Source organism: Acetobacter okinawensis JCM 25146 (genome assembly GCF_000613865.1).
GTDB lineage: Bacteria > Pseudomonadota > Alphaproteobacteria > Acetobacterales > Acetobacteraceae > Acetobacter > Acetobacter okinawensis.
Window position 1 is genome coordinate 30920 of the sequence record NZ_BAJU01000016.1, and the last position, 20689, is coordinate 51608.

A 20689-nucleotide genomic window follows, 5' to 3' on the forward strand; every position below is an offset into this window, starting at 1 on the left:
GCTCCCCCGTAGGCAACTACGGGGGAGAGTATGGCATTAGTCCTAACAATAAGAAAATTATCAGATGTTGATGGAGCGGTTATCTGCACCCAGTGCAGCTTCCTTAACCGCTTCGCTCAGGGTTGGGTGCGCGTGGCAGACACGGCCAATATCCTCGGCCGATGCACCAAACTCGATCGCCATTGTGGCTTCAGCAATCAGTTCACCTGCGGCGGGGCCAATAATATGCACACCCAGCACGCGGTCTGTCTGCTTGTCTGCCAGCACTTTGACAAAGCCATCCGTCATGCCCAGAGCGCGGGCCCGACCGTTGGCAAGGAAGGGGAATTTGCCGGTTTTGTAAGCAACGCCCTTGTCCTTGAGCTGCTCCTCCGTAAAGCCGACAGAGGCCACTTCTGGCCATGTGTAGATCACACCGGGAATAGCGTCGTAATTGACATGCCCCGCCTGACCGGCCAGCAGTTCGGCCAGAGCCACGCCTTCCTCTTCCGCCTTGTGGGCCAGCATGGGGCCTGCAATCACGTCCCCAATGGCATAAATACCGGGGACATTGGTGGCGTAATGTGCGTCCACTTCCACGCGGCCACGTTTGTCCAGCGCAATGCCGGCTTCTTCCAGCCCCATGTTCTTGCTGGCTGCCGTGCGACCAACAGCGACCAGAACCACGTCGGCTTCCAGTGTTTCCACAGCACCACCGGCGGAGGGTTCTATGCTGAGCACCACGCCTTTTTTGGTTTTTTCAGCTTTGGTCACCTTGTGACCCAGCTTCATTTTAAAGCCCTGCTTGGTCAGCAGTTTCTTGAACTGTGCAGCCACTTCATTGTCCGTGCCGGGTACCAGACGATCAAGGAATTCAACCACAGTCACTTCCGCACCAAGGCGGTGCCACACACTGCCCAGTTCCAGCCCGATCACGCCGCCGCCAATTACGACCAGCCGCTTGGGTACCTCGGACAGTTCCAGCGCACCCGTAGAGGTGACAATCACCTTTTCGTCCACCTCAATACCTGCAAGGTTGGCGCTATCGCTCCCGCTGGCAATGATGATGTGTTTGGCAGTCACCGGCTTGCCATCCACACTCAACCGCCCCGTGCCTTCCACCTTGCCGTGGCCCTTGAGCCAAGTGATGCCGTTTTTCTTGAAGAGGAATTCAACGCCCTTCACATTGGCACCCACAATGTCGGCCTTGCGGGCCTGCATCTTGGCCAGATCAAGCTTAACGCTCTCAATCAGCACACCATGGGCTGCAAAGTCATGCCCAGCGGCGTGGTAGTTTTCCGAGGACTGGAGCAGCGCCTTGGACGGAATGCAGCCAACGTTAAGGCAGGTGCCGCCAAGAGTTGCGCGTTTTTCCACGCAGGCCACCTTAAAGCCGAGCTGTGCGGCACGAATAGCGCAGACATAACCACCCGGCCCCGCACCAATCACCACGACATCGTAATCCGTCTGCGCCGGGGGGGCTGCCTGTGCCTGCGCCTTGGGTGCAGGAGCCGCAGCGGCGGGTGCAGGCTGCGCTGCGGGTGCGGCAGTTTTGCCTGCCGCTCCGGCTTCGAGCAGGGCCAGCACGGCGCCAACTTCTACCTCATCCCCTTCCTTTACCGCGTGGTTTTCCAGCCGACCGGCAGCAGGTGCAGGCACTTCCACGCTCACCTTGTCCGTTTCCAGCTCCACCACCGGTTCGTCTTCCCTGACTGTCTCACCCGGCTGCTTCAGCCACTTCCCTACCGTGGCGGTGGTTACGCTTTCTCCAAGGGTGGGTACTTTAATTTCGGTCGGCATGGGTCTTGTCTCGCTCACGTTAGGGTCTGCAAAAAAGGAAAGGCCGGAGCGCCGCATATATGCTGCCTCCGGCCTGTGCCAGTGTCAGATCAGACGTCAATCAACAGGCGGCGGGGGTCTTCCACATTCTGTTTGAGCCGCACAAGGAAGCTGACAGCCTCCTTACCATCCACGATGCGGTGATCGTAGGAGAGGGCCACATACATCATGGGGCGAATAACCACCTGACCGTTTACGGCAACCGGGCGTTCCTGAATGGAGTGCATGCCCAGAATACCCGACTGCGGGGAGTTCAGGATCGGGGTGGACAGCAGCGAGCCGTAAATACCGCCATTGGTGATGGAGAACGTACCGCCGGAGAGTTCATCCAGCTTGAGCGTACCTTCACGCGCAGCCTTGCCAAAACCTGCGATGGTTTTTTCAATCTGGGCAAAACCCATTTTATCCGCATCGCGGATAACTGGCACAACCAGACCATTGGGGCCACCAACCGCAATACCAAGGTTGATGAAGTCGCGGTAAATCACGTCCTCGCCGTCAATTTCAGCGTTAATGGCGGGAAATTCCTTGAGTGCTGCAATAACCCCACGGGAGAAGATGGACATGTAGCCCAGCTTCACACCATGTTTTTTGACAAAGCTGTCCTGAAATTCGGCACGCAGCGCCATGGCGCCAGACATATCGATCTCGTTGAACGTGGTCAGCATGGCTGCCGTGTTCTGCGCTTCCTTCAGACGACGGGCAATGGTGCGGCGCAGGCGGGTCATCTTCACGCGTTCTTCACGCGGGTCATCCTTGCGGGCAGCCTTGGGCGCTGCGGCGGGGGCCGCCGCCTGTGGCTGGGACAAAAAGCCCAGCACATCGCCCTTGGTAATACGCCCACCAAGGCCGCTACCCTGACCAACCTGCCCTGCGTTCAGGCCATTTTCCGCCATGATCTTGCGTGCAGCAGGCAGGGCGGCGGCAGAATCAACCGCGGGGGCAGCGGGTTTGGCTGCAGGTGCGGCTGGTGCTTCCACCTTTTTTTCCGGTGCGGCGGCCTTGGCTGCGGGGGCTGCCCCTGCCTTGCCGGGTTCAACGGTTGCGAGCAGGGCTCCTACCTCAACCTCATCCCCTTCCTTGACTGCCTGCGGGCCAAGCACACCTGCCTGAGGGGCTGCAACTTCCACACTGACCTTATCAGTTTCAAGTTCAACGACCGGCTCGTCTTCCTTGACCGCATCGCCGGGCTGCTTCAGCCATTTGGCAATGGTTGCCGTGGTCACGCTCTCGCCCAGTGTTGGTACCTTGATCTCGACTGACATCCTGTTCCCCATTCTTCTCAAGAAAGCTCCTGTGTGGGGCAATGGTTTTTCCACACAGGATTTTTCTTCCGCGTAAGGCGGACAATTTTTCTAAAATTCCAGACCCTGCTCAGCGTGCGGCCTTGAGCCCAAGGGCACGCTCCACCAGATCCGCCTGTTCGGCAGCATGAATGCGGGCCAGACCCGTAGCCGGGCTGGCAGCAGCGGCACGCCCCACATATTGCGGACGACCGGCCTTATGGCCTGCCCGCGTCAGGGATTTTTCAATACGCCGATCCACAAAGTGCCACGCGCCACCGTTTTCCGTTTCTTCCTGACACCAGACAATGTCAGCTTCAGGATAACGCTTTAGTTCGGCTGCGAGTGCTGCTTCGGGGAAGGGGTAGAGTTGCTCCACACGCACGATAGCCACATCCTTGATGTCTTTTTCGCGCCGGGCGGCCAGCAGGTCATAATAGACCTTGCCCGAGCAGAGCACCACGCGGCGGACCTTGGCATCCGGCCCCAGCGCATCGACTTCCGGCAGAACGGGGCTAAAGCGCGTACCCGGCCCAAAGTCTGCCAGAGCGGACACAGCCAGTTTGTGCCGCAGCAGCGATTTGGGCTCCATCAGCACCAGAGGCTTGCGGTAATCCAGCTTGAGCTGGCGGCGCAGGGCATGGAAGTAGTTGGCAGGCGTGGTAATGTTGCACACGAATATGTTGTCTTCAGCACAGAGCTGGAGATACCGTTCCAGACGGGCGGAGGAGTGTTCAGGCCCCTGCCCTTCGTACCCATGGGGCAGCAGCAGCACCAGCCCGGACATGCGCAGCCATTTGGTCTCGCCCGAGGCAATGAACTGGTCAATAATAACCTGTGCACAGTTGGCAAAGTCCCCGAACTGCGCCTCCCACAGCACCAGCGTTTGCGGGTTGCGCACGGAATACCCGTATTCAAACCCCAGCACGCCGTATTCGGACAGCAGCGAGTTCCAGATTTCGATCTTTGCCTGATCAGCCTGAATATGATTGAGCGGTGTGCAGGGCGTCTGGTTGACCTGATCGGTCCATGTGGCATGGCGCTGGCTGAAGGTGCCACGCTGGCAGTCCTCACCCGACAGGCGCACGCGGTGGCCTTCCAGCAGCAGGGAGCCAAAACCCAGAGCCTCACCCGTTGCCCAGTCAAACCCCTCACCCGAGCTGAACATGCCACTCTTGGCCTTGAGCTGGCGCGCGATCTTGGAATTCAGGTTAAACCCTTCGGGCACCGTGGTCATGGCCGTGCCGATTTTTTGCAGCACATCAAGGGCCACACCGGTTTCGGGCCATGCCTGTTCGGGCTTCTGCCCCGGTGCGGTCAGCCCTTTCCAGCCACCTTCCAGCCAGTCTGCCTTGTTAACCTTGTAGGACTCGGCGGCCTTGTAGTCGGCCTCCAGCCGGTCCTGAAATGCATCCCACTGGGCCTGTGCTTCGGCCTCGGTCATCGCACCGGCTTCAACCACGCGGCGTGCGTACAGGGTATGGGGCGTTTCGTGGCTGGCAATGGCCTTGTACATGACGGGCTGGGTAAAGACCGGCTCGTCGGTTTCGTTGTGGCCATGGCGGCGGTAGCAGACAATATCGAGCACAATGTCGCTGGCAAAAGCGTGCCGGTAATCTGCGGCAAGGCGCGAGGCATAGATAACAGCCTCCGCATCATCCCCATTCACATGCAGGACCGGAGCTTCAATGGATTTGGCAAGGTCCGTGCCATACACGCCCGAATGCCCACATTCCGGGTTGGTGGTAAAGCCGATCTGGTTGTTGACCACCATATGGATGGTTCCACCCGTGCGGTAGCCGGGCAACTGGGACATGGCAAAGGTTTCGTACACAATGCCCTGACCGGCAAATGCTGCATCACCATGGATAACAATACCCATGCTGCCACTGCGGTTTTGCGTATCACCTGCATCATCCTGCGTTGCGCGGACCTTGCCCAGCACAACGGTATCCACCGCCTCCAGATGGGAGGGGTTGGGCAGGAGGGAAATATGGACCGAACGCCCATTGACCTCCACATCGGCAGAAGAGCCCAGATGGTATTTGACGTCCCCCGAGCCTTCCACATTGTCAGGCTTGAAGGACCCACCGGCGAATTCGTTAAAAATGGCTACGTAGGGTTTGCGCACCACGTTAACCAGCGTGTTCAACCGGCCACGGTGCGCCATGCCAATAGTGACAGAGCCAACACCCTGCCCGGCAGACTGGTCCACAATAGCGTGCAGGGAGGGAATGGAGATTTCTCCCCCTTCCAGCCAAAGCGCTTGGCACCCACATAACGCTTCTGGCAAAAAGCCTCGAACCCTTCAGCTTCTGCCAGATTTTTGAGAATGCTTTTGCGTTCGGCTACGCTGACATTTTGCTGCCAGTTGTCGCCTTCCAGCCGGTTGCGGAACCATTCACGCTGCTCGCTATTGCGGGCATACAGATATTCAGCCCCGATATTGCCGCAGTAAACACCGCGCAGGGCGGCCACAACATCTTTAACGCTGGCTGTGCTGCGCCCCTTGAGCAGGGGTTCGAGCAAGGAGCCAATAAACACCTCGCGGCTCAGGTCCTTGGGGCCAAAGCCATAGGTCTGCGGGTCCAACTCCGCACGCGGGGCGGGAACCTTGAGCCCCAGCGGGTCCAGCGTGGCTTCCAGATGGCCAAATTCGCGGTAGGCGCGCACCAGCCGGGCAATGGCCAGACTATCCTGTGCTGCAAGCCCGCCAGCGGGACCGCCCTTGGCCGGTGGTGGTGGCTCTTCCCCCGTAATAATGGACGGGCGCGGCGCCCAGGATGCACCAAGCGCGTCATGCAGTACGGCCGCCTCGTCATCCCCCAGCGAGCTGAAGAGAATATCGAAGGAGGGATCTACACTTTTTGGATCCTTGGCCCATTGGGCATACAAATCCGCAAGGTACGCGATATTGGCACCGTTCAGAGCGGTTGCCAGCATATCCGATACCGCCATCTCACATTCCTCCCTGTCGCGGGGTGCTCACGCGCCGCAGACCAGATGTTGTGTCACACTCCAACGTAAGCCGGACCATCTTTTCCTTCACCCCACCCATACGGCGAGGTGCCCTTGATATCCCTTGCCAGAAGCAGACAGCCCCCGGCCTCTTTCTGTCTCAAGAGCTAGACCGGCCATGTGGCCGTAACAAGGGCACCGCCTGTCACGCTCTAGCGAGGCTGTGCGCCGCCTGTGCCGCCTGTGCGCCATGCTCCAGCCAGCTTTCACTGCCCATTTCCGCCAGACGGGAGGCAGTGCGGGCGAATGCATCCGATCCCTCACCCTCGGTAAACAGTTTGTCAGGTGCCGCCGCAGCCGAGGCAAACAGCAGGTTTCCGTTATCGTACAGGGCATCTATGAGGGTAATAAAGCGCCGTGCCAGATTGGCCTCGTCCTGTCCCATGAGGGGGATGTTGTCGATCACGACAACGGGAAAACGCTTTGCCAGCGCCAGATAATCGTTCGGCCCCAGCGGTTTTCCACACAAAGAGTTGAAATCGAACCGGCAGACCGGCCCCGCCGCCTGCTCCACCACAAAGCTGCGACCAATGAACTCCAGCGTAACCGGCGCGACACTGGCCGAGGCCGCCTGATGCGCAAAAATACAATCGAGCGTTGCGTGGGCCTGTGCATTGGCAGGGACCAGCCATGTCTGACGATCCTGCTCACGCCCACGCCGGTAATCACGCGGCGAATCCAGCTCGATCGTATCCAGCTCCCGCCGGATGATGGCGATAAACGGCTTGAAGGCATCTGCCCCCGGCCTATTCTGGAACAGTTGTGACGGCTCGGTGTTGGATGTGGCCACAATCACCACACCATCAGCAAACAGAGCCTCGAACAGGCGGCCCAAAATCATGGCGTCTGCAATATCGTTCACCTGAAACTCGTCAAAGCACAAAAGCTGCACACGTGCGGCAATGGCTTTGGCAAGGGGGGGAATGGGGTCCGTCATACCGGGGTTGGCCGCCTTGAGGGCATGCAGCTTCTGGTGCACATCCTGCATGAAGCGCAAAAAATGGATACGCTCCTTGAGCCGCACGGGCGCGCAGGCAAAAAACAGGTCCATGACCATGGTTTTGCCACGCCCTACACGCCCCACAATATATAGTCCGCGCGGGCGGGCCTGTGCGGCCTGTGCTGGCTGGCTCATCAGCTTTTTGGCCAGACCGGCCAAAAAGCCACGGCTCCGGCCTGCGGCTGGGGCTGCCTGTGGCGCGCGTTCGGGCATGCTCGCCAGTTCACGCCACAACTGGTCCAGACGTTCGACCACACGGGCCTGATCCGGATCGCTCTTTATGTCCCCGCCAGCAATACGCTGCCGGTAAACTGCCAGAGGCCCCTGTGCGGTCGCAGCGGAGGCCCCGCTCGTGTTCATATCTGTCATAATTCTGCCCGATAACGGCTTGATGGCTCTTTAAGCAAGCACCATCACCTCTCCTAACCGTGTCGTGACAAGGTGGGAGCGCTCTGGTGCTGTTGATGGGTCCATCATACCCATATCGGAGTCCTCGTCATGACCGACTGGAACGCTTATCGCGCCAATATGCAAAAAAATGTCAAAGCGCTGGCGCAGTTGAGCCCCAATACGCTCAAGGGGTTGCAAACATTGGAAACACCCCTGCCCGAACTCCGGCATCTGGACGCCAAAACGCGCGAGCTCATCGCGCTTGCCGTGGCCGTGACAACCCGGTGTGATGGCTGCATTGCCGTACATTCCGCAGCCGCCCGCAAGGAAGGGGCAAGCAAGGAGGAAATTGCCGAGGCACTGGGCGTGGCCGTAGCGCTCAACGCTGGCGCGGCTCTTGTCTATTCCAGCCGAGTGATGGAAGCGTTCGACAGCACGGAAGGTTAACCCGGCTCTTCGGCAGGCAGGGGTGCGCACCCCTGCCTACTCGGCCTGCGCCAGAGGCAGCGTGGGCATGCCGTGCCCGCCGGGTTTGAGCACCCACAACCGCTCGCCCCGCTCCTGCCGGTCCGTAACAACCCGAACACCACTGCCCAGAAAAACTGCCTGCGCCCCCGCATGCCATGCCGTAAAACGGTCGAGCCGGACAGGTACATTCAGGCATGATGCCCTGAGTGGCGCAACGCTGAGCACCAGGTCAGCCTGCGCGCACAGGCTCTGCGGCAAGCTTACCCGACCGTCCGATGGGTCATGTATCCGCACAACCGCCTCATGCCCACGGCGGAGCAGGACGCAGCTTCCCTCCGCCCCCTCCTCCCCACAGATCAGGCTGCCATCGGGGCTCTGCGCCTCCTGCGCGGCAGTGGTGGAAAACGCCACAACCGGCAGAGCCAGTGCCTGCGCCCATGCCGCCGTTATGGCGCGCGCATCACGCGCATGCCCCATGACCAGCACCGCCGCGCGGTCACGCACCCCAACCAGTTGGGCATCCGGGCTGACCAGAATATCAGGCTGTGGCACAAGCCACGGCGTGAGCGTACCACACAGCACGGCACAGGCTCCCCACCACCGCCAGTTGCCGCGCCACAGGCACAACCAGCATAATCCCAGCAAAACACAGCCAAGCCCCCAGCCCGGCATGGCAGGCACGGCAATGCTTGCCCCCGGCCAGCCTGCCACCTTATGCGCCAGCCACAGCACACCGCACACACCGGCATTCATCATGTGCAAAAACGGGGCATCGGCATGGAATGGCATGGCCAGCAGCGCCAGCAACCCCAAGGGCATAATCCACACCCCCATCAGTGGTACGGCCAGCAGGTTGGCCAGCACAAAAAACGGCTGCACAACGCCAAAATGCGCCATAACCACTGGCAGGGTCGCCGTGCCTGCCAGCAGGCTGGTCAGCACCAGCATGGCGCCATGCCGGGCACAGGCATGGCTCGCCCCACGCAACCCGGACAGGCTACGGAGCAGGATCGGTTGCAACACCTCATACCCCGCCACAAGCGCCATAACGGCTGCCATGGACATCTGAAAAGCCACATCCAGCACAATCTGCGGGGCTAGCAGCAGCATAAGGGTGGCAGCCAGCGCCAGCCCACGCATGGACACAGCCCTACGCCCGACAACAAGCCCCAGCACCACAATGCTGGACATCATCCAGCTTCGCTCGGCTGGCAGGTGCGCCCCCGTAAGCAGGACATAACCACCGCCCACCACCCATGCCACAACGGCGGAAATAGCCTTGCAGGGCCAACGCAGGGCAGCATATTGCCACACCGCCAGCACCAGACGGCACGCCAGCATGGCCGCCCCCACGACAAGACCAAGGTGCAGCCCCGCCACCGCCAGCAGATGCGCAAGCCCGGAGGCCGCAAACTCAGCCCGTATGTTTTGCGGCACCGCGCTGGCCCTGCCATCCAGCAGCGTGGCCACAACCGACCCGGAGGCACCGGCAGAACATGGCGTATCCGCGCATCCACCAGTACCCGCAACCTGTCCACAGCAAGCCAGAGATTGCTCTGCGGGAGTTGCAGGCCGGGCTCCACCTGCACCGACTCCAGCGCGTAACCACTCCCCGCCTGCGCGGCGAACCATGCCTCGAACTGCCTGTCCCGCCCACCGGGCAGAGCAGGAAAAGGTGGAGGGCGCACCATGCGCGCACGCGCAGGCCATCGCCGGGTACCAGCGGGGTCGCATCCTGCACAGCCAGACGTATGTCCAGACTACGGCGTAGAGGGCGCATGCCATCATCCACAAAATCCTGCATGACGGCATCCACCAGTGTGACGTGGCGCACCGGCTCCCCCTGCCCTGCAGGCGCGGGATAATAGGCCACATCACGCACAATCCCCTGCACCTCAACCGCCCGGCGCGGTAGTTCAGGCATGGCGGGTTGCGTATGCGCAGCAAGCCATGCTGCGGCAAACCCCACCGCCAGTGCCGTAACGCCCCCACCGCCCAGCCGTGCAGCAAGAGTGTGCGGCCAGTAAAGGCACACCCCAAGCCCCAGCGCCACCACCCCTGCGGGGAGCACACACCCGACACCGACCCCCGGCTCGCAGGGCCACTGAAAATAGGTGAGCGCGCCCAGTGCGAGCAGCACCGGCACCCACAGCACAAGCCGCCTGTGCTCGCCAGCAAACAACACCATGACAGACATCGGGTTCAGCATATAGCCCCTTGCGCCCGCGCGTGATAAAGACACGACCCATGACGACCATCCGCACACGCTTCGCTCCGAGTCCGACAGGCCTGCTGCATATTGGCAACGCCCGCGCAGCCCTGTTCAACTTCCTCTTTGCCCGTCACCATGGCGGTCAATTCCTCCTGCGTATTGAAGATACCGACCGCGAACGGTCCACCCAACAGGCTGTAGATGTTATTTTTGCAGGCCTGGGGTGGATGGGCATTACGCCGGATGAGGAACCCGTCTTCCAGTCCACGCGGGAGGCACGCCACCGCGAGGTTGCGCTGGAACTGCTTGAAAAAGGTCTGGCCTACAAGTGCTACTGCACGCCGGAAGAACTCAAGCAGATGCGCGAAGACGCCACAAAAAACGGCCTGCCCCCACGCTATAATGGCCTATGGCGCGACCGCGACCCCGCAGATGCCCCACAGGGCGCACCCTACGCGATCCGCATTAAAGCCCCGCGTGAGGGCGAGGCGATTATTGACGATCTGGTGCAGGGCGAAGTGCGCGTCGCCAATGTTGAGCTGGATGACATGATTATCCTGCGCTCCGATGGCACACCCACCTACCAGCACGCTGTTGTGGTGGATGACCACGACATGGCCATTACCCACGTCATCCGTGGTGATGACCACCTGACCAACACCTTCCGTCAGGCCATGATCTACCGCGCCATGGGCTGGGACCTGCCGCGCTTTGGCCACCTGCCCCTTATCCATGGCCCCGATGGCGCCAAGCTGTCCAAACGCCACGGCGCACAGTCCGTGGTGGAATTCCGCGACATGGGCTACCTGCCCGAAGCCCTGTGCAACTACCTGCTGCGTCTGGGCTGGGGACACGGGGATGCGGAAATCCTCTCCCGCGAAGAACAGATCAAGCTGTTTGATATCGATGGTGTGGGCCGCGCGCCCTCACGCATGGATTACGCCAAGCTCGACCACATCAACGCCGTATGGCTGCGTCAGGCCGATGACGTACGCCTGAGTGACGACGTGATGGAACGCCTGAAAAAAGTTGATGGCGTGACCGTGGACGAAACCACACGTGCGCGCGTGCTCTCCCTGATGCCGGGGCTGAAGGAGCGCGCCCGCACTCTGGTTGAACTGACCGAGAACGCCGCCTTCCTTGGTCGCCATGTGCCCCTGCCCATGAACGCCAAGGCCGAAAAACTGCTCACGCCCGAAGGCCGCGCCCTGCTGGGTGAACTGGCACGTGATCTGGCGGTCGTTGACCCCTTCAACCCCGAAAACATTGACGCCGCTCTGCGCGCCTTTGCCGAGCGGGGTGAGCACAAACTCGGGCAGGTTGCCCAGCCGCTGCGCGCGGCAGTAACCGGCTCCAACTCCTCCCCCGGTATTGATGCCACCCTGCACGCGCTGGGCCGGGATGAGACACTGGCCAGAATAGGAGCCGTACTGCATGGCTAGCTTTCCCGGCCGCCACACCCGGCATCTGCTCGGGCTGGAGGGCATGACGCCAGACCAGATCGAGCCGCTGCTGGATCTGGCCGAGAGCTATGCCCTGCTCAACCGCTCCCGCAAGGTCCCGCGCGACGTGCTGCGCGGGCGCACGCTGATAAACCTGTTCTTTGAGGACAGTACGCGCACGCGTACGTCCTTTGAGCTGGCAGGCAAGCGGCTGGGGGCAGACGTAATCAACATGTCCGTCGCCCAGTCCTCGGTGAACAAGGGGGAAACCCTGCTGGACACCGCAGCCACACTCAACGCCATGCGCACCGACCTGCTGGTGGTCCGCCATTCCCAGTCCGGCGCACCCGCCCTGCTGGCGCGCAAGGTGGAAGCCTCGGTCGTGAACGCGGGCGACGGTATGCACGAACACCCGACACAGGCCCTGCTGGACGCACTGACCATCCGCCGCCACCACGGCACGCTGGGTGGTCTTAAGGTCGCCATCTGTGGGGATGTGGCCCATTCACGCGTGGCGCGCTCCAATATTCACCTGCTGACCACCATGGGCAGTTCGGTCCGCCTTGTTGGCCCGCCAACACTGGTGCCGGGCAACCTTGGCCAGCTTGGGGTGGATATCCACCACAGCATGGAGGACGGCCTGCGTGATGTGGACGTGGTGATGATGCTGCGCCTGCAACGCGAGCGTATGTCCTCCGGGCTGATCCCCAGCGCGCGTGAATACTTCCGTTTTTTTGGTCTGGACCGCAGGCGGCTGGACCTTGCGCACAAAAATGCGCTGGTCATGCACCCCGGCCCCATGAACCGGGGCGTGGAAATTGACAGCTCCGTTGCCGATTCTGACCAGAGCGTCATTCAGGAACAGGTGGAAATGGGCGTGGCCGTGCGCATGGCCGTGCTGGACCGCCTTACTCGCAGCAGGCAAACCCCATGACCACCGTTGTTTTTGACAATGTCCGCCTGATCGACCCCGTATCCGGGCTGGACCAGCCCGGCCGCCTGCTGGTTGAGAACGGCCGGATTACAGGCACGGACAAACCCGGCGCACAGGGTGTGCCCGAAGGCGCTACCCACGTGGACGGACAAGGGGCTGTGCTATGCCCCGGTCTTGTGGACATGCGGGTAGAAATTGGTGAACCCGGTTATGAATACCGCGAAACCATAGCCTCCGCCACACGCGCAGCCTCTGCGGGGGGCATTACCACCCTTGCAGTGCTCCCCACCTGCAAGCCTGCCATTGATAACCCTGCCCTTGTTCGCATGCTCCGCTCCCGTGGGGAAGAAACCGGGGCCGTGACCATTCTGCCCTATGGTGCCTTAACCAAAGGGTGTGAAGGCAAGGAACTGGCCGAAATCGGCCTGCTGCACGAGGCTGGGGCCGTCGCCTTTACCGATGGTAACCGCGCCATAGACCCCTCCCGCCTGATGCGGCTGGCGCTGGCTTATGCCAGCGGGTTCAACGCCATGGTGGTCCAGCACCCCGAAGACCCGTCTCTGGCGGGTTCGGGCTGTGCGACGTCGGGCGCGCTGGCCACACGGCTTGGACTTGCAGGAATTCCCACCGCTGCCGAATCGATCATGATCGCGCGGGACATCCGTCTGGCCGAACTGACCGGTGGTCGCCTGCACTTTGGCCACGTCTCCACCGGGGAAGGGCTGGAACTGATCCGCCGCGCCAAGGAACGGGGGCTGAATGTTACGTGTGACACGGCTCCACCGTATTTTGACCTGAACGAAAACGCGATTGGCGACTTTAGAACTTACGCCAAGTTCTCTCCCCCGCTGCGCAGCGAAGAAGACAGGCTGGCCATCTGCGCAGGGCTGGCCGATGGCACGATTGACGCCATAGCCTCCGACCACCTCCCGCGTGATGCGGATGACAAGCGCCTGCCTTTTGCGCAGGCGGCAACAGGTGGCACCGGCATGGTCACCTTGCTGGGTGTCACCCTTGCACGTGTGCATGACGGTACGCTGAGCCTGCCACAGGCCCTTGGTCTGCTGACCTACCGCCCCGCCAGACTACTGGGTGCGGAAGGCGGAACGCTGGCCGTGGGCGCTGCCGCAGACCTGTGCCTGTTTGCCCCCGAGCAAAGCTGGCTTGTGACCGCAGGCAAGCTGGCCGGGCGGGCCCAGAACACCCCCTTCGACCGCCGCCCGCTTGAAGGCCGCGTGCTGGGCACATGGAAAGCCGGGCAGCGCGTGTACGAGGCAGATGCGGCATGAGCGGGCAACTCCCCACCTACGTGCTGTGGCTCATGGCGGCCATGGCGTTCATGGGTTATGCGCTGGGTAGCGTGCCATTCGGGCTTATCCTGACCAACCTTGGTGGTGCAGGCGATCTGCGCAACATTGGGTCAGGCAATATTGGTGCCACCAACGTGTTGCGCACCGGGCGCAAGGACCTTGCCGCAGCCACCCTTGGGCTGGATGCGGCCAAGGGTTTTCTGGCGGTGCTGATCGCATGGGTCATGACCTCGCCGGATTATTCCGACCATACGGCCTCCCTTGCGGCTCTGGCAGCTGTGGTGGGGCACTGCTTCCCCATTTTTCTGGGTTTTCGTGGGGGTAAGGGCGTTGCAACCGGGCTGGGCGCATTACTTGCCCTGTCCCCCATTACCGGGCTTGTGGGGTGTGCGGTGTGGCTGGGCGTGGCCCGGATCACGCGTATTTCCTCTGCCGGGGCACTGGCCGCATTTGTGGCCATGCCGGTTGTTATTCTGGCACTTTATGGGTTTTCCTTTCAGGCCAGCCCCAAGCCTATGGCCACATTGCTGATCAGCCTGCTGGTCCTTGCCCGCCACCACGAAAACATTGGCCGTATTCTACGGGGTACCGAGTCCCGCATTGGCCAGAAAAAGGACTGACCGGCCCTTGCGCCGGTTGAGCCACCCCACGGCATGAACAGCCTGTGCGCTGCCCTGCGCCTTGCCCGGACCGAGCAGGTGGGGCCACGCACATGGCTCCGGCTGGTCACCCAGTATGGTACGCCAGCCGCTGCACTGGACGCCCTGCCGGGCCTACCCGCCAGAGGCCGCACACAGCCTGTTATTCCCCCGCTGGACAGCATTACGCGCGAGATTGACGCGACCCTTGCCATGGGCGGGCAGTTCCTGACCCTGCTGGATGCGGATTACCCACCCCTGCTGCGCCACATCCCTGATGCGCCGCCAGTCCTGAGCGTGCTGGGCAATATAGCCTGCCTGCGCAAACCCGGTATTGGCATTGTGGGGGCGCGCAATGCCTCGGCCCACGGGTTACGGCTGGCAGAAAGCCTTGCGACTGAACTATCCGACTCCGGGTTAACCATTATTTCCGGCCTTGCCCGCGGGATTGATGCTGCTGCCCACAAGGGAGCACTGTACCGGCAGGGGCTGACCATTGCAGCCATTGCCGGTGGGCTGGACTGCCCTTACCCACCACAGAACGCCGCCCTACAGGACCATATTGCCCAAATGGGTGCGGTTGTAACCGAAGCCCCTCTTGGCACAGCCCCCCAAGGGCGCCATTTTCCGCGCCGTAACAGGCTTATTGCCGGGCTGGCCCTTGGCTGTGTTGTGGTGGAGGCGGCCCCCCATTCGGGCACACTCATTACCGCACGCATGGCCGCCGATTATGGGCGGGAGGTCTTTGCCGTACCCGGCTCCCCGCTCGACCCGCGTTGCCGGGGGAGCAATGACCTGCTGCGCAAAGGGGCCATACTGACCGAACGCGCCGCCGACATTCTGCCCCATATTGCACTCTTTGACCCCGAACAGGCCGTTGCGGAACAACACGGCACAAAATCCACACCCGATCTGTTTACCCCCTTGCTGCCCTCCGCACCGCGTGGAGCAGAAGACAGAAATTTTAAAAATATAGATAAAAAACAATTAGTTAAAAGAAACACTCCTCCACCATCTGCCCCCCCGGCTACAGCCCTGGACCCCGCCCAACACCTGCTTGATCTTCTGTCCTTTACACCCATAGCTGTTGACGATCTTATAAGGCGCTGCCAGTTCTCGGCTTCTGCCGTTCTGGCCGCGCTCACCCAGCTTGAGCTGTCAGGTCAGGTAACCACCTATCAGGATGGTCGCGTTGGACTCACTAACGGGCAGGCAGAAACGAGTAGGTAAGTGCTGCTTCCGGGCAGGTCGGAGAGAGTATGACTGACGTTGTTGTGGTCGAGAGCCCAGCCAAGGCTAAAACGATCAACAAATATCTGGGCGATGGCTACACGGTGCTCGCATCATTTGGGCATGTGCGTGACCTTCCGCCCAAAGACGGCTCCGTTCTGCCTGATGATGGCTTTTCCATGAAATGGCAGGCCGATGAGCGCGGCACAAAGCAGGTTGCCGCCATCATCAAGGCGCTCAAGGGGGCAAAGCACCTCTACCTCGCCACTGACCCTGACAGGGAGGGGGAGGCCATATCGTGGCATGTGCGCGCCATGCTGGAGGAGCGCAATGCGCTCAAAGGCGTGGACGTCCAGCGCGTTACCTTTAACGAAATTACCAAAAGCGCGATCAAACACGCCATGGCGCACCCGCGTGAGTTGGATATGCCGCTGATTGAGGCATATCTGGCCCGCCGTGCGCTGGATTATCTGGTCGGCTTTACCCTCTCGCCCGTATTGTGGCGCAAGCTGCCCGGCTCGCGCAGCGCGGGGCGTGTACAATCCGTGGCCCTGCGCCTGATCTGTGAGCGTGAAGCCGAGATCGAGTTTTCAAGCCCCGGGAATACTGGAGCGTTACCGCCTCCCTGCTCACCCCCGCCAGCGCGCCTTTTACCGCGCGCCTGACGCATCTGAACGGCAAAAAGCTCGACCAGTTCGACCTTGGCACTGCCGAGCAGGCCGAGGCGGCCAAACGTGCGGTGGAAGCGGAAGAGATGAGTGTCCGCTCCATTGAGCGGCGCAAGGTCCGGCGTAACCCACAGCCACCCTTTACCACCTCCACCTTGCAGCAGGAGGCATCGCGCAAACTGGGCATGAGCGCACAGACCACCATGCGCACCGCCCAGCAGCTCTATGAAGGGATGGAACTGGGGGGAGAGACCGTTGGTCTCATCACCTATATGCGAACCGATGGCGTGACCATGGCGCAGGAGGCCGTGCAGGCCATTCGTGGCCATATTGGCAGCAAGATCGGCCCTGACTACGTGCCTGCCCAGCCACGCCACTACACATCCAAAGCCAAAAACGCGCAGGAAGCGCATGAGGCCATCCGCCCCACGGATATTTCGCGCACGCCCGAATCCATGGCCCGCTACCTCAACAACGACCAGCGCCGCCTGTACGAGCTGGTGTGGAAGCGTGCTGTTGCCAGCCAGATGGAATCGGCAACGCTGGATCAGGTTGCGGTGGATATTGCTGGCCCCTCCGCACAGACCGTGCTGCGCGCCAATGGCTCAATCCTTACGTTTGACGGTTTTCTCAAGCTCTACCGCGAAGGACGCGATGATAGCGAGAAAGCCGCAGCCGATGACGATTCCCGCATGCTCCCCCCCATGCATGAAAAAGACCCGCTCAAGCGTGAGGGCGTGGAAGCCGAGCAGCACTTTACGCAGCCTCCGCCACGCTACTCCGAAGCGTCTTTGGTCAAAAAAATGGAAGAGCTGGGCATTGGCCGCCCATCAACCTACGCCTCCATCCTGAGCGTGTTGCAGGACCGCAGCTACGTGCAGCTTGAAAACCGGCGCTTTGTCCCCGAGGCCCGCGGGCGGCTGGTAACGGCATTCCTTGTGTCCTTCTTCGAACGGTATGTGGACACGGGCTTTACCGCCAGCCTGGAAGAACTGCTCGACGATATTTCAGACGGGCAGGCCAAGTGGAAGGAAGTTCTTGCCTCCTTCTGGCACGATTTTTCCAAGGCGGTGGGTGACACCAAGGAACTGACCATTACCGATGTGCTTAACGCATTGGACAAGGACCTTGGGCCATTCTTCTTCCCCCCCCGTGCGGATGGGTCAGACCCACGGCATTGCACGTCCTGTGGCACGGGTCGGCTTGGGCTCAAGCTCGGGCGTTATGGTGCGTTCATTGGCTGCTCCAACTACCCCGAATGCCAGTTTACCCGCAGGCTGACAGCCGACAGCGCTGAGGAAGGCGATGGCAGCTCTGCGCTCAAGGACGGCATGCGCCTGCTCGGCCAGCACCCCCAGACGGGCGAGGACATTACAGTCCGCCAAGGGCCGTGGGGGCTGTACGCGCAGCAGGGCGAGCCTGATCCTGCCGACAAAAAAGCCAAACCCCGCCGGGCCTCCCTGCCCAAAGGCATGGATGGCGCCAGCATTACGCTGGAGCAGGCTGTGGGTCTGCTCTCCCTCCCCCGCCTTGTGGGCCTGCACCCCGAAACGGGCGAACCCATAGAGGCCGGTCTGGGCCGGTTTGGGCCTTACGTTAAAATGGGCGCGGTCTATGGCTCGCTCGACAAGGATGATGATGTCCTGACCGTGGGGCTGAACCGGGCGGTGGATGCACTGGCCAAAAAACTGGCCTCCATCCGCAATCTGGGTAACCACCCCAAGGACGGCGAGCCGGTTATGGTGCGCAAAGGCCGGTTTGGCCCTTACGCCCAGCATGGGCAGCTTGTAGCCACCCTGCCACGCGGCACGGATATGGATGCAGTCACGCTGGAAGAGGCCGTGGCCCTGCTGGCAGACAAAGGCAAACCGCTCAAAGCCAAAGCAGGTGCCAAAAAGGCCGCGCCCAAGAAAAAAGCCGCCCCAAAAGCGCTGCCAAAACCACCACCAAGGCAGCGACCAAAACAGCAACAAAAACGGCGGCAAAAAGCACAACCAAGGCAAAAGCCACACCAACCGCACAAGGGGACGCAGAACCCGCCAAGCCAAAAGCCCGTAAGGCCAGCACCACCACAACACGCAAAAAAAAGGCTGAATAACCCATGCCCGGCAGGTCTGAAGTTGCTGCCCTTCCTTCCAGCGCAGCACTTCGGGCCTTCCTACTGGATGGAACGGCCCCTGTTGGACTGACGGATATTCTCCGGGCATTTGAACGCCCCATCCGTGACAAGGCCCGGCTCAAAGCCATACTACACGACATGGCCCTGAGCGGCGCGTTGCTGGACCTGCCTGCAGGCCGGCTCAGGGCCGCCATAGGCCTGCCCGAAACTGCACGGGTCCGCGTAACCCACCTGCGTATGGACGGCACACCCTGCGGCGTTCTGGCAGACGACCCGGCGGCAACTCCTGTTGCCCTGACCACCCGCGCACCAGACCTGCCCTGCCCCATACCGGGGGATATGTACTGGCCCGCTTACGCCCCGCATGCGGCACCCACCGCAGAGAGGCACGGGCGGAGCACCTGCTGGCCCGCGTGGCAGAAAAGCAAGCATTCTCCCGCGCCATTGACCCGACTGGCACCCCCATGGAGCGGTTATGGGCCTGCAACCCCCAGATTGCGGGCACATTTGCACTCGCAACACCCGAGCACCATAGCCTGCCCGAACCCGGGGCGGTGGTCATGGGAACTTTGTGCACCATGCCCGACGGCACATTGGCCGTACACAACCCCGTAGCACACGGACGGGCGGACACGCCGGGCATGGCCAGCCAGCTCAGCCTGCTCACACACGCAGCACCAACCATTTTTTCCGATGCTGCCGAGCAGGAGGGGCAGCGCGTAGCCGACTGCACAGCCGCCATGCAAGGCCAACCCGCCCCCGCAGACCGGCAGGACCTGCGCGCCCTGCCCCTGATCACGCTGGATGATGAAACCGCGCAGGACTTTGACGATGCCATATGGGCGGAACCCACCGATGCCGGGTTCCATCTCCTAATTGCCATTGCAGATGTCAGCCACGCCGTACCAGCCGGGTCCGCGCTGGACAGGGAGGCCCGACTGCGTGGCACATCCATTTACCTGCCTGACCGCACAGTCCCCATGCTGCCGCCCAGCCTGTCGGCCAATGCCTGCTCGCTCCTGCCGGGTCAGGACAGGCTCTGCCTGTTTGCGGACATCCAGATCACGCATGAGGGAGAGGTAGTGGCAGGCACAATCAAGCGCGGCATCATGCGGAGTGCCGCCCGCCTGACCTACCATGATGCACAGGCCCTGCTGGACGGCACCCCCCTGCCGCCCACGCATCCGGCGCACGCATTGCCCGCCACACTGCTGCAAACCCTCAGTGCCGCAGCCAGTGCTCTGGAAAAGGCCGCAACCAAACGCGCGCCCATGCGTTTGGATGAAGATGCCTGGGCCATCACCTTCCATCCCGATGGGCAGCCTGCTGCCTTTGTACCCCGCGAGCGCCTTGCAACCCACGACATGGTTGCCAGCTTTATGATCGCCGCAAACATGCTGGCCGCCAGTCTGGCGCATGAGCACCACCTGCCGATCCTGTACAGGGTGCATGCGGCTCCAACAACCACACCCCCCCGCCCTGCCGCACGTTATAGCGCCACGGCAGGCCGCCATAACGGGCTGGGGCTACCACTTTATACTCATTTTACCAGCCCCATCCGCCGCTATGCCGATCTGGTGACGCACCGGGCCATCAGTACATGGTGTGTTGGAAATACCACCGCTACTGTGGCCTGCGCGCCACCAGACATGCAGGATCGCACGTTGGCGTCGCACCTTAATTTTACCGAACGCAGGGCCGCCAGAAGTGCTCAGGACAGCCAAAATCGGCTGGCAGCGGCCTTTTTGCGCCCAGACATAGGGCAAAACGTGAACATCCATGTCACCACAACAACACGGCATGGCCTTTGCGTGCGATTGACGAAAACTGGAACTCCGTCTTTGCTGCCGTGGTCTGCTTTTCCGGATTACGCAAGGATGAATGACGACTCGCTGCACGGCAGCATTGCCGACCGCTACACGCCCCCTGTCCAGAACGGGGCTCTGCTTATGGCAGATCTGCTGGCAACCTGCCCGGCACGTGGCGTGTGCTACTGGCGTCCTCCACCCATGCGTAATGACCTGCCTTTACGCGGCTACGTCCGTGCCATTGTGCAACACCAGTTGCACCTGCCCGGCGTTGTGCTGGCCATTCTGCTGTTGTGCCAACCCACCACGCTGCATGCCCAGAGCAGCAGCGCGGCCCTGTGCCCAGCCCCC

Annotated in this window: 13 protein-coding genes and 2 pseudogenes; 9 read left to right on the forward strand and 6 right to left on the reverse strand. The window is 61.6% G+C overall.

Going from position 1 to position 20689, the window contains the following annotated elements; genetic code table 11:
- Positions 1–60: 60 nt before the first annotated feature.
- The 4 genes and pseudogenes from lpdA to zapE all read right to left on the reverse strand — a co-directional run bounded on the left by lpdA (position 61) and on the right by zapE (position 7488).
- Positions 61–1779, reverse strand: coding sequence for a dihydrolipoyl dehydrogenase (gene lpdA, locus JCM25146_RS08395; protein WP_025827250.1), 1719 nt, complete (start codon positions 1777–1779; stop codon positions 61–63).
- Between the two features lie 89 nt (positions 1780–1868).
- The gene (gene odhB, locus JCM25146_RS08400) at positions 1869–3083 is read right to left on the reverse strand and encodes a 2-oxoglutarate dehydrogenase complex dihydrolipoyllysine-residue succinyltransferase (RefSeq protein WP_025827252.1); all 1215 of its coding nucleotides are present in this window, start codon (positions 3081–3083) and stop codon (positions 1869–1871) included.
- Between the two features lie 109 nt (positions 3084–3192).
- Positions 3193–6059: pseudogene (locus tag JCM25146_RS18285) on the reverse strand (2-oxoglutarate dehydrogenase E1 component).
- A gap of 205 nt (positions 6060–6264) precedes the next feature.
- Positions 6265–7488 carry a cell division protein ZapE gene (gene zapE, locus JCM25146_RS08410; protein ID WP_035372249.1) on the reverse strand — a complete coding sequence of 408 codons (1224 nt, stop codon included), beginning with the start codon at positions 7486–7488 and terminating at the stop codon, positions 6265–6267.
- A 129-nt stretch (positions 7489–7617) separates the two neighbouring features.
- Here zapE and JCM25146_RS08415 point away from each other — a divergent pair, with 129 nt between their 5' ends.
- Complete coding sequence (locus tag JCM25146_RS08415) at positions 7618–7956, forward strand: carboxymuconolactone decarboxylase family protein (RefSeq protein WP_025827256.1); 339 nt, start codon at positions 7618–7620, stop codon at positions 7954–7956.
- A 36-nt stretch (positions 7957–7992) separates the two neighbouring features.
- Here JCM25146_RS08415 and JCM25146_RS18290 read toward each other — a convergent pair whose 3' ends face one another.
- Positions 7993–9447: a ComEC/Rec2 family competence protein gene (locus JCM25146_RS18290; protein ID WP_242401013.1), complete on the reverse strand. Its 1455-nt coding sequence runs from the start codon at positions 9445–9447 to the stop codon at positions 7993–7995.
- On the reverse strand, positions 9392–10186 hold the full coding sequence (locus JCM25146_RS23710; RefSeq protein ID WP_242401014.1) for a DUF4131 domain-containing protein: 795 nt from the start codon (positions 10184–10186) through the stop codon (positions 9392–9394). The genes JCM25146_RS18290 and JCM25146_RS23710 overlap by 56 nt, the downstream gene beginning before the upstream one ends.
- Before the next feature lie 38 nt (positions 10187–10224).
- On the opposite strand from JCM25146_RS23710, the gene gltX reads away from it, so the two are divergent.
- The 8 genes and pseudogenes from gltX to JCM25146_RS18300 all read left to right on the forward strand — a co-directional run.
- Complete coding sequence (gltX, locus tag JCM25146_RS08425; RefSeq protein WP_025827258.1) at positions 10225–11631, forward strand: glutamate--tRNA ligase; 1407 nt, start codon at positions 10225–10227, stop codon at positions 11629–11631.
- Complete coding sequence (locus JCM25146_RS08430) at positions 11624–12565, forward strand: aspartate carbamoyltransferase catalytic subunit (protein WP_025827260.1); 942 nt, start codon at positions 11624–11626, stop codon at positions 12563–12565. The genes gltX and JCM25146_RS08430 overlap by 8 nt, the downstream gene beginning before the upstream one ends.
- Complete coding sequence (locus tag JCM25146_RS08435) at positions 12562–13854, forward strand: dihydroorotase (protein WP_025827262.1); 1293 nt, start codon at positions 12562–12564, stop codon at positions 13852–13854. Before JCM25146_RS08430 ends, JCM25146_RS08435 begins: the two co-directional genes overlap by 4 nt.
- The gene (plsY, locus tag JCM25146_RS08440; protein ID WP_025827265.1) at positions 13851–14495 is read left to right on the forward strand and encodes a glycerol-3-phosphate 1-O-acyltransferase PlsY; all 645 of its coding nucleotides are present in this window, start codon (positions 13851–13853) and stop codon (positions 14493–14495) included. The genes JCM25146_RS08435 and plsY overlap by 4 nt, the downstream gene beginning before the upstream one ends.
- A 33-nt stretch (positions 14496–14528) precedes the next feature.
- On the forward strand, positions 14529–15743 hold the full coding sequence (gene dprA / locus JCM25146_RS08445) for a DNA-processing protein DprA (protein ID WP_025827267.1): 1215 nt from the start codon (positions 14529–14531) through the stop codon (positions 15741–15743).
- 29 nt (positions 15744–15772) lie between these two features.
- A pseudogene (topA, locus tag JCM25146_RS18295) lies at positions 15773–18509 on the forward strand (type I DNA topoisomerase).
- A gap of 3 nt (positions 18510–18512) precedes the next feature.
- Positions 18513–19145, forward strand: coding sequence for a hypothetical protein (locus JCM25146_RS23715; protein ID WP_242401015.1), 633 nt, complete (start codon positions 18513–18515; stop codon positions 19143–19145).
- A partial coding sequence (locus JCM25146_RS18300) for an RNB domain-containing ribonuclease (RefSeq protein WP_242401016.1) occupies positions 19109–20689 on the forward strand: 1581 nt, incomplete at its 3' end. The genes JCM25146_RS23715 and JCM25146_RS18300, both read left to right, overlap by 37 nt.

What these genes read in the sequence shown, in the direction of transcription:
- lpdA (WP_025827250.1), bottom strand. Translation starts at nt 1,779, where the DNA reads ATGCCGACCGAAATTAAAGTACCCACCCTTGGAGAAAGCGTAACCACC.
- odhB (WP_025827252.1), bottom strand. Translation starts at nt 3,083, where the DNA reads ATGTCAGTCGAGATCAAGGTACCAACACTGGGCGAGAGCGTGACCACG.
- zapE (WP_035372249.1), bottom strand. Translation starts at nt 7,488, where the DNA reads ATGACAGATATGAACACGAGCGGGGCCTCCGCTGCGACCGCACAGGGG.
- JCM25146_RS08415 (WP_025827256.1), top strand. Translation starts at nt 7,618, where the DNA reads ATGACCGACTGGAACGCTTATCGCGCCAATATGCAAAAAAATGTCAAA.
- JCM25146_RS23710 (WP_242401014.1), bottom strand. Translation starts at nt 10,186, where the DNA reads ATGCTGAACCCGATGTCTGTCATGGTGTTGTTTGCTGGCGAGCACAGG.
- gltX (WP_025827258.1), top strand. Translation starts at nt 10,225, where the DNA reads ATGACGACCATCCGCACACGCTTCGCTCCGAGTCCGACAGGCCTGCTG.
- JCM25146_RS08430 (WP_025827260.1), top strand. Translation starts at nt 11,624, where the DNA reads ATGGCTAGCTTTCCCGGCCGCCACACCCGGCATCTGCTCGGGCTGGAG.
- JCM25146_RS08435 (WP_025827262.1), top strand. Translation starts at nt 12,562, where the DNA reads ATGACCACCGTTGTTTTTGACAATGTCCGCCTGATCGACCCCGTATCC.
- plsY (WP_025827265.1), top strand. Translation starts at nt 13,851, where the DNA reads ATGAGCGGGCAACTCCCCACCTACGTGCTGTGGCTCATGGCGGCCATG.
- dprA (WP_025827267.1), top strand. Translation starts at nt 14,529, where the DNA reads ATGAACAGCCTGTGCGCTGCCCTGCGCCTTGCCCGGACCGAGCAGGTG.
- JCM25146_RS23715 (WP_242401015.1), top strand. Translation starts at nt 18,513, where the DNA reads ATGCCCGGCAGGTCTGAAGTTGCTGCCCTTCCTTCCAGCGCAGCACTT.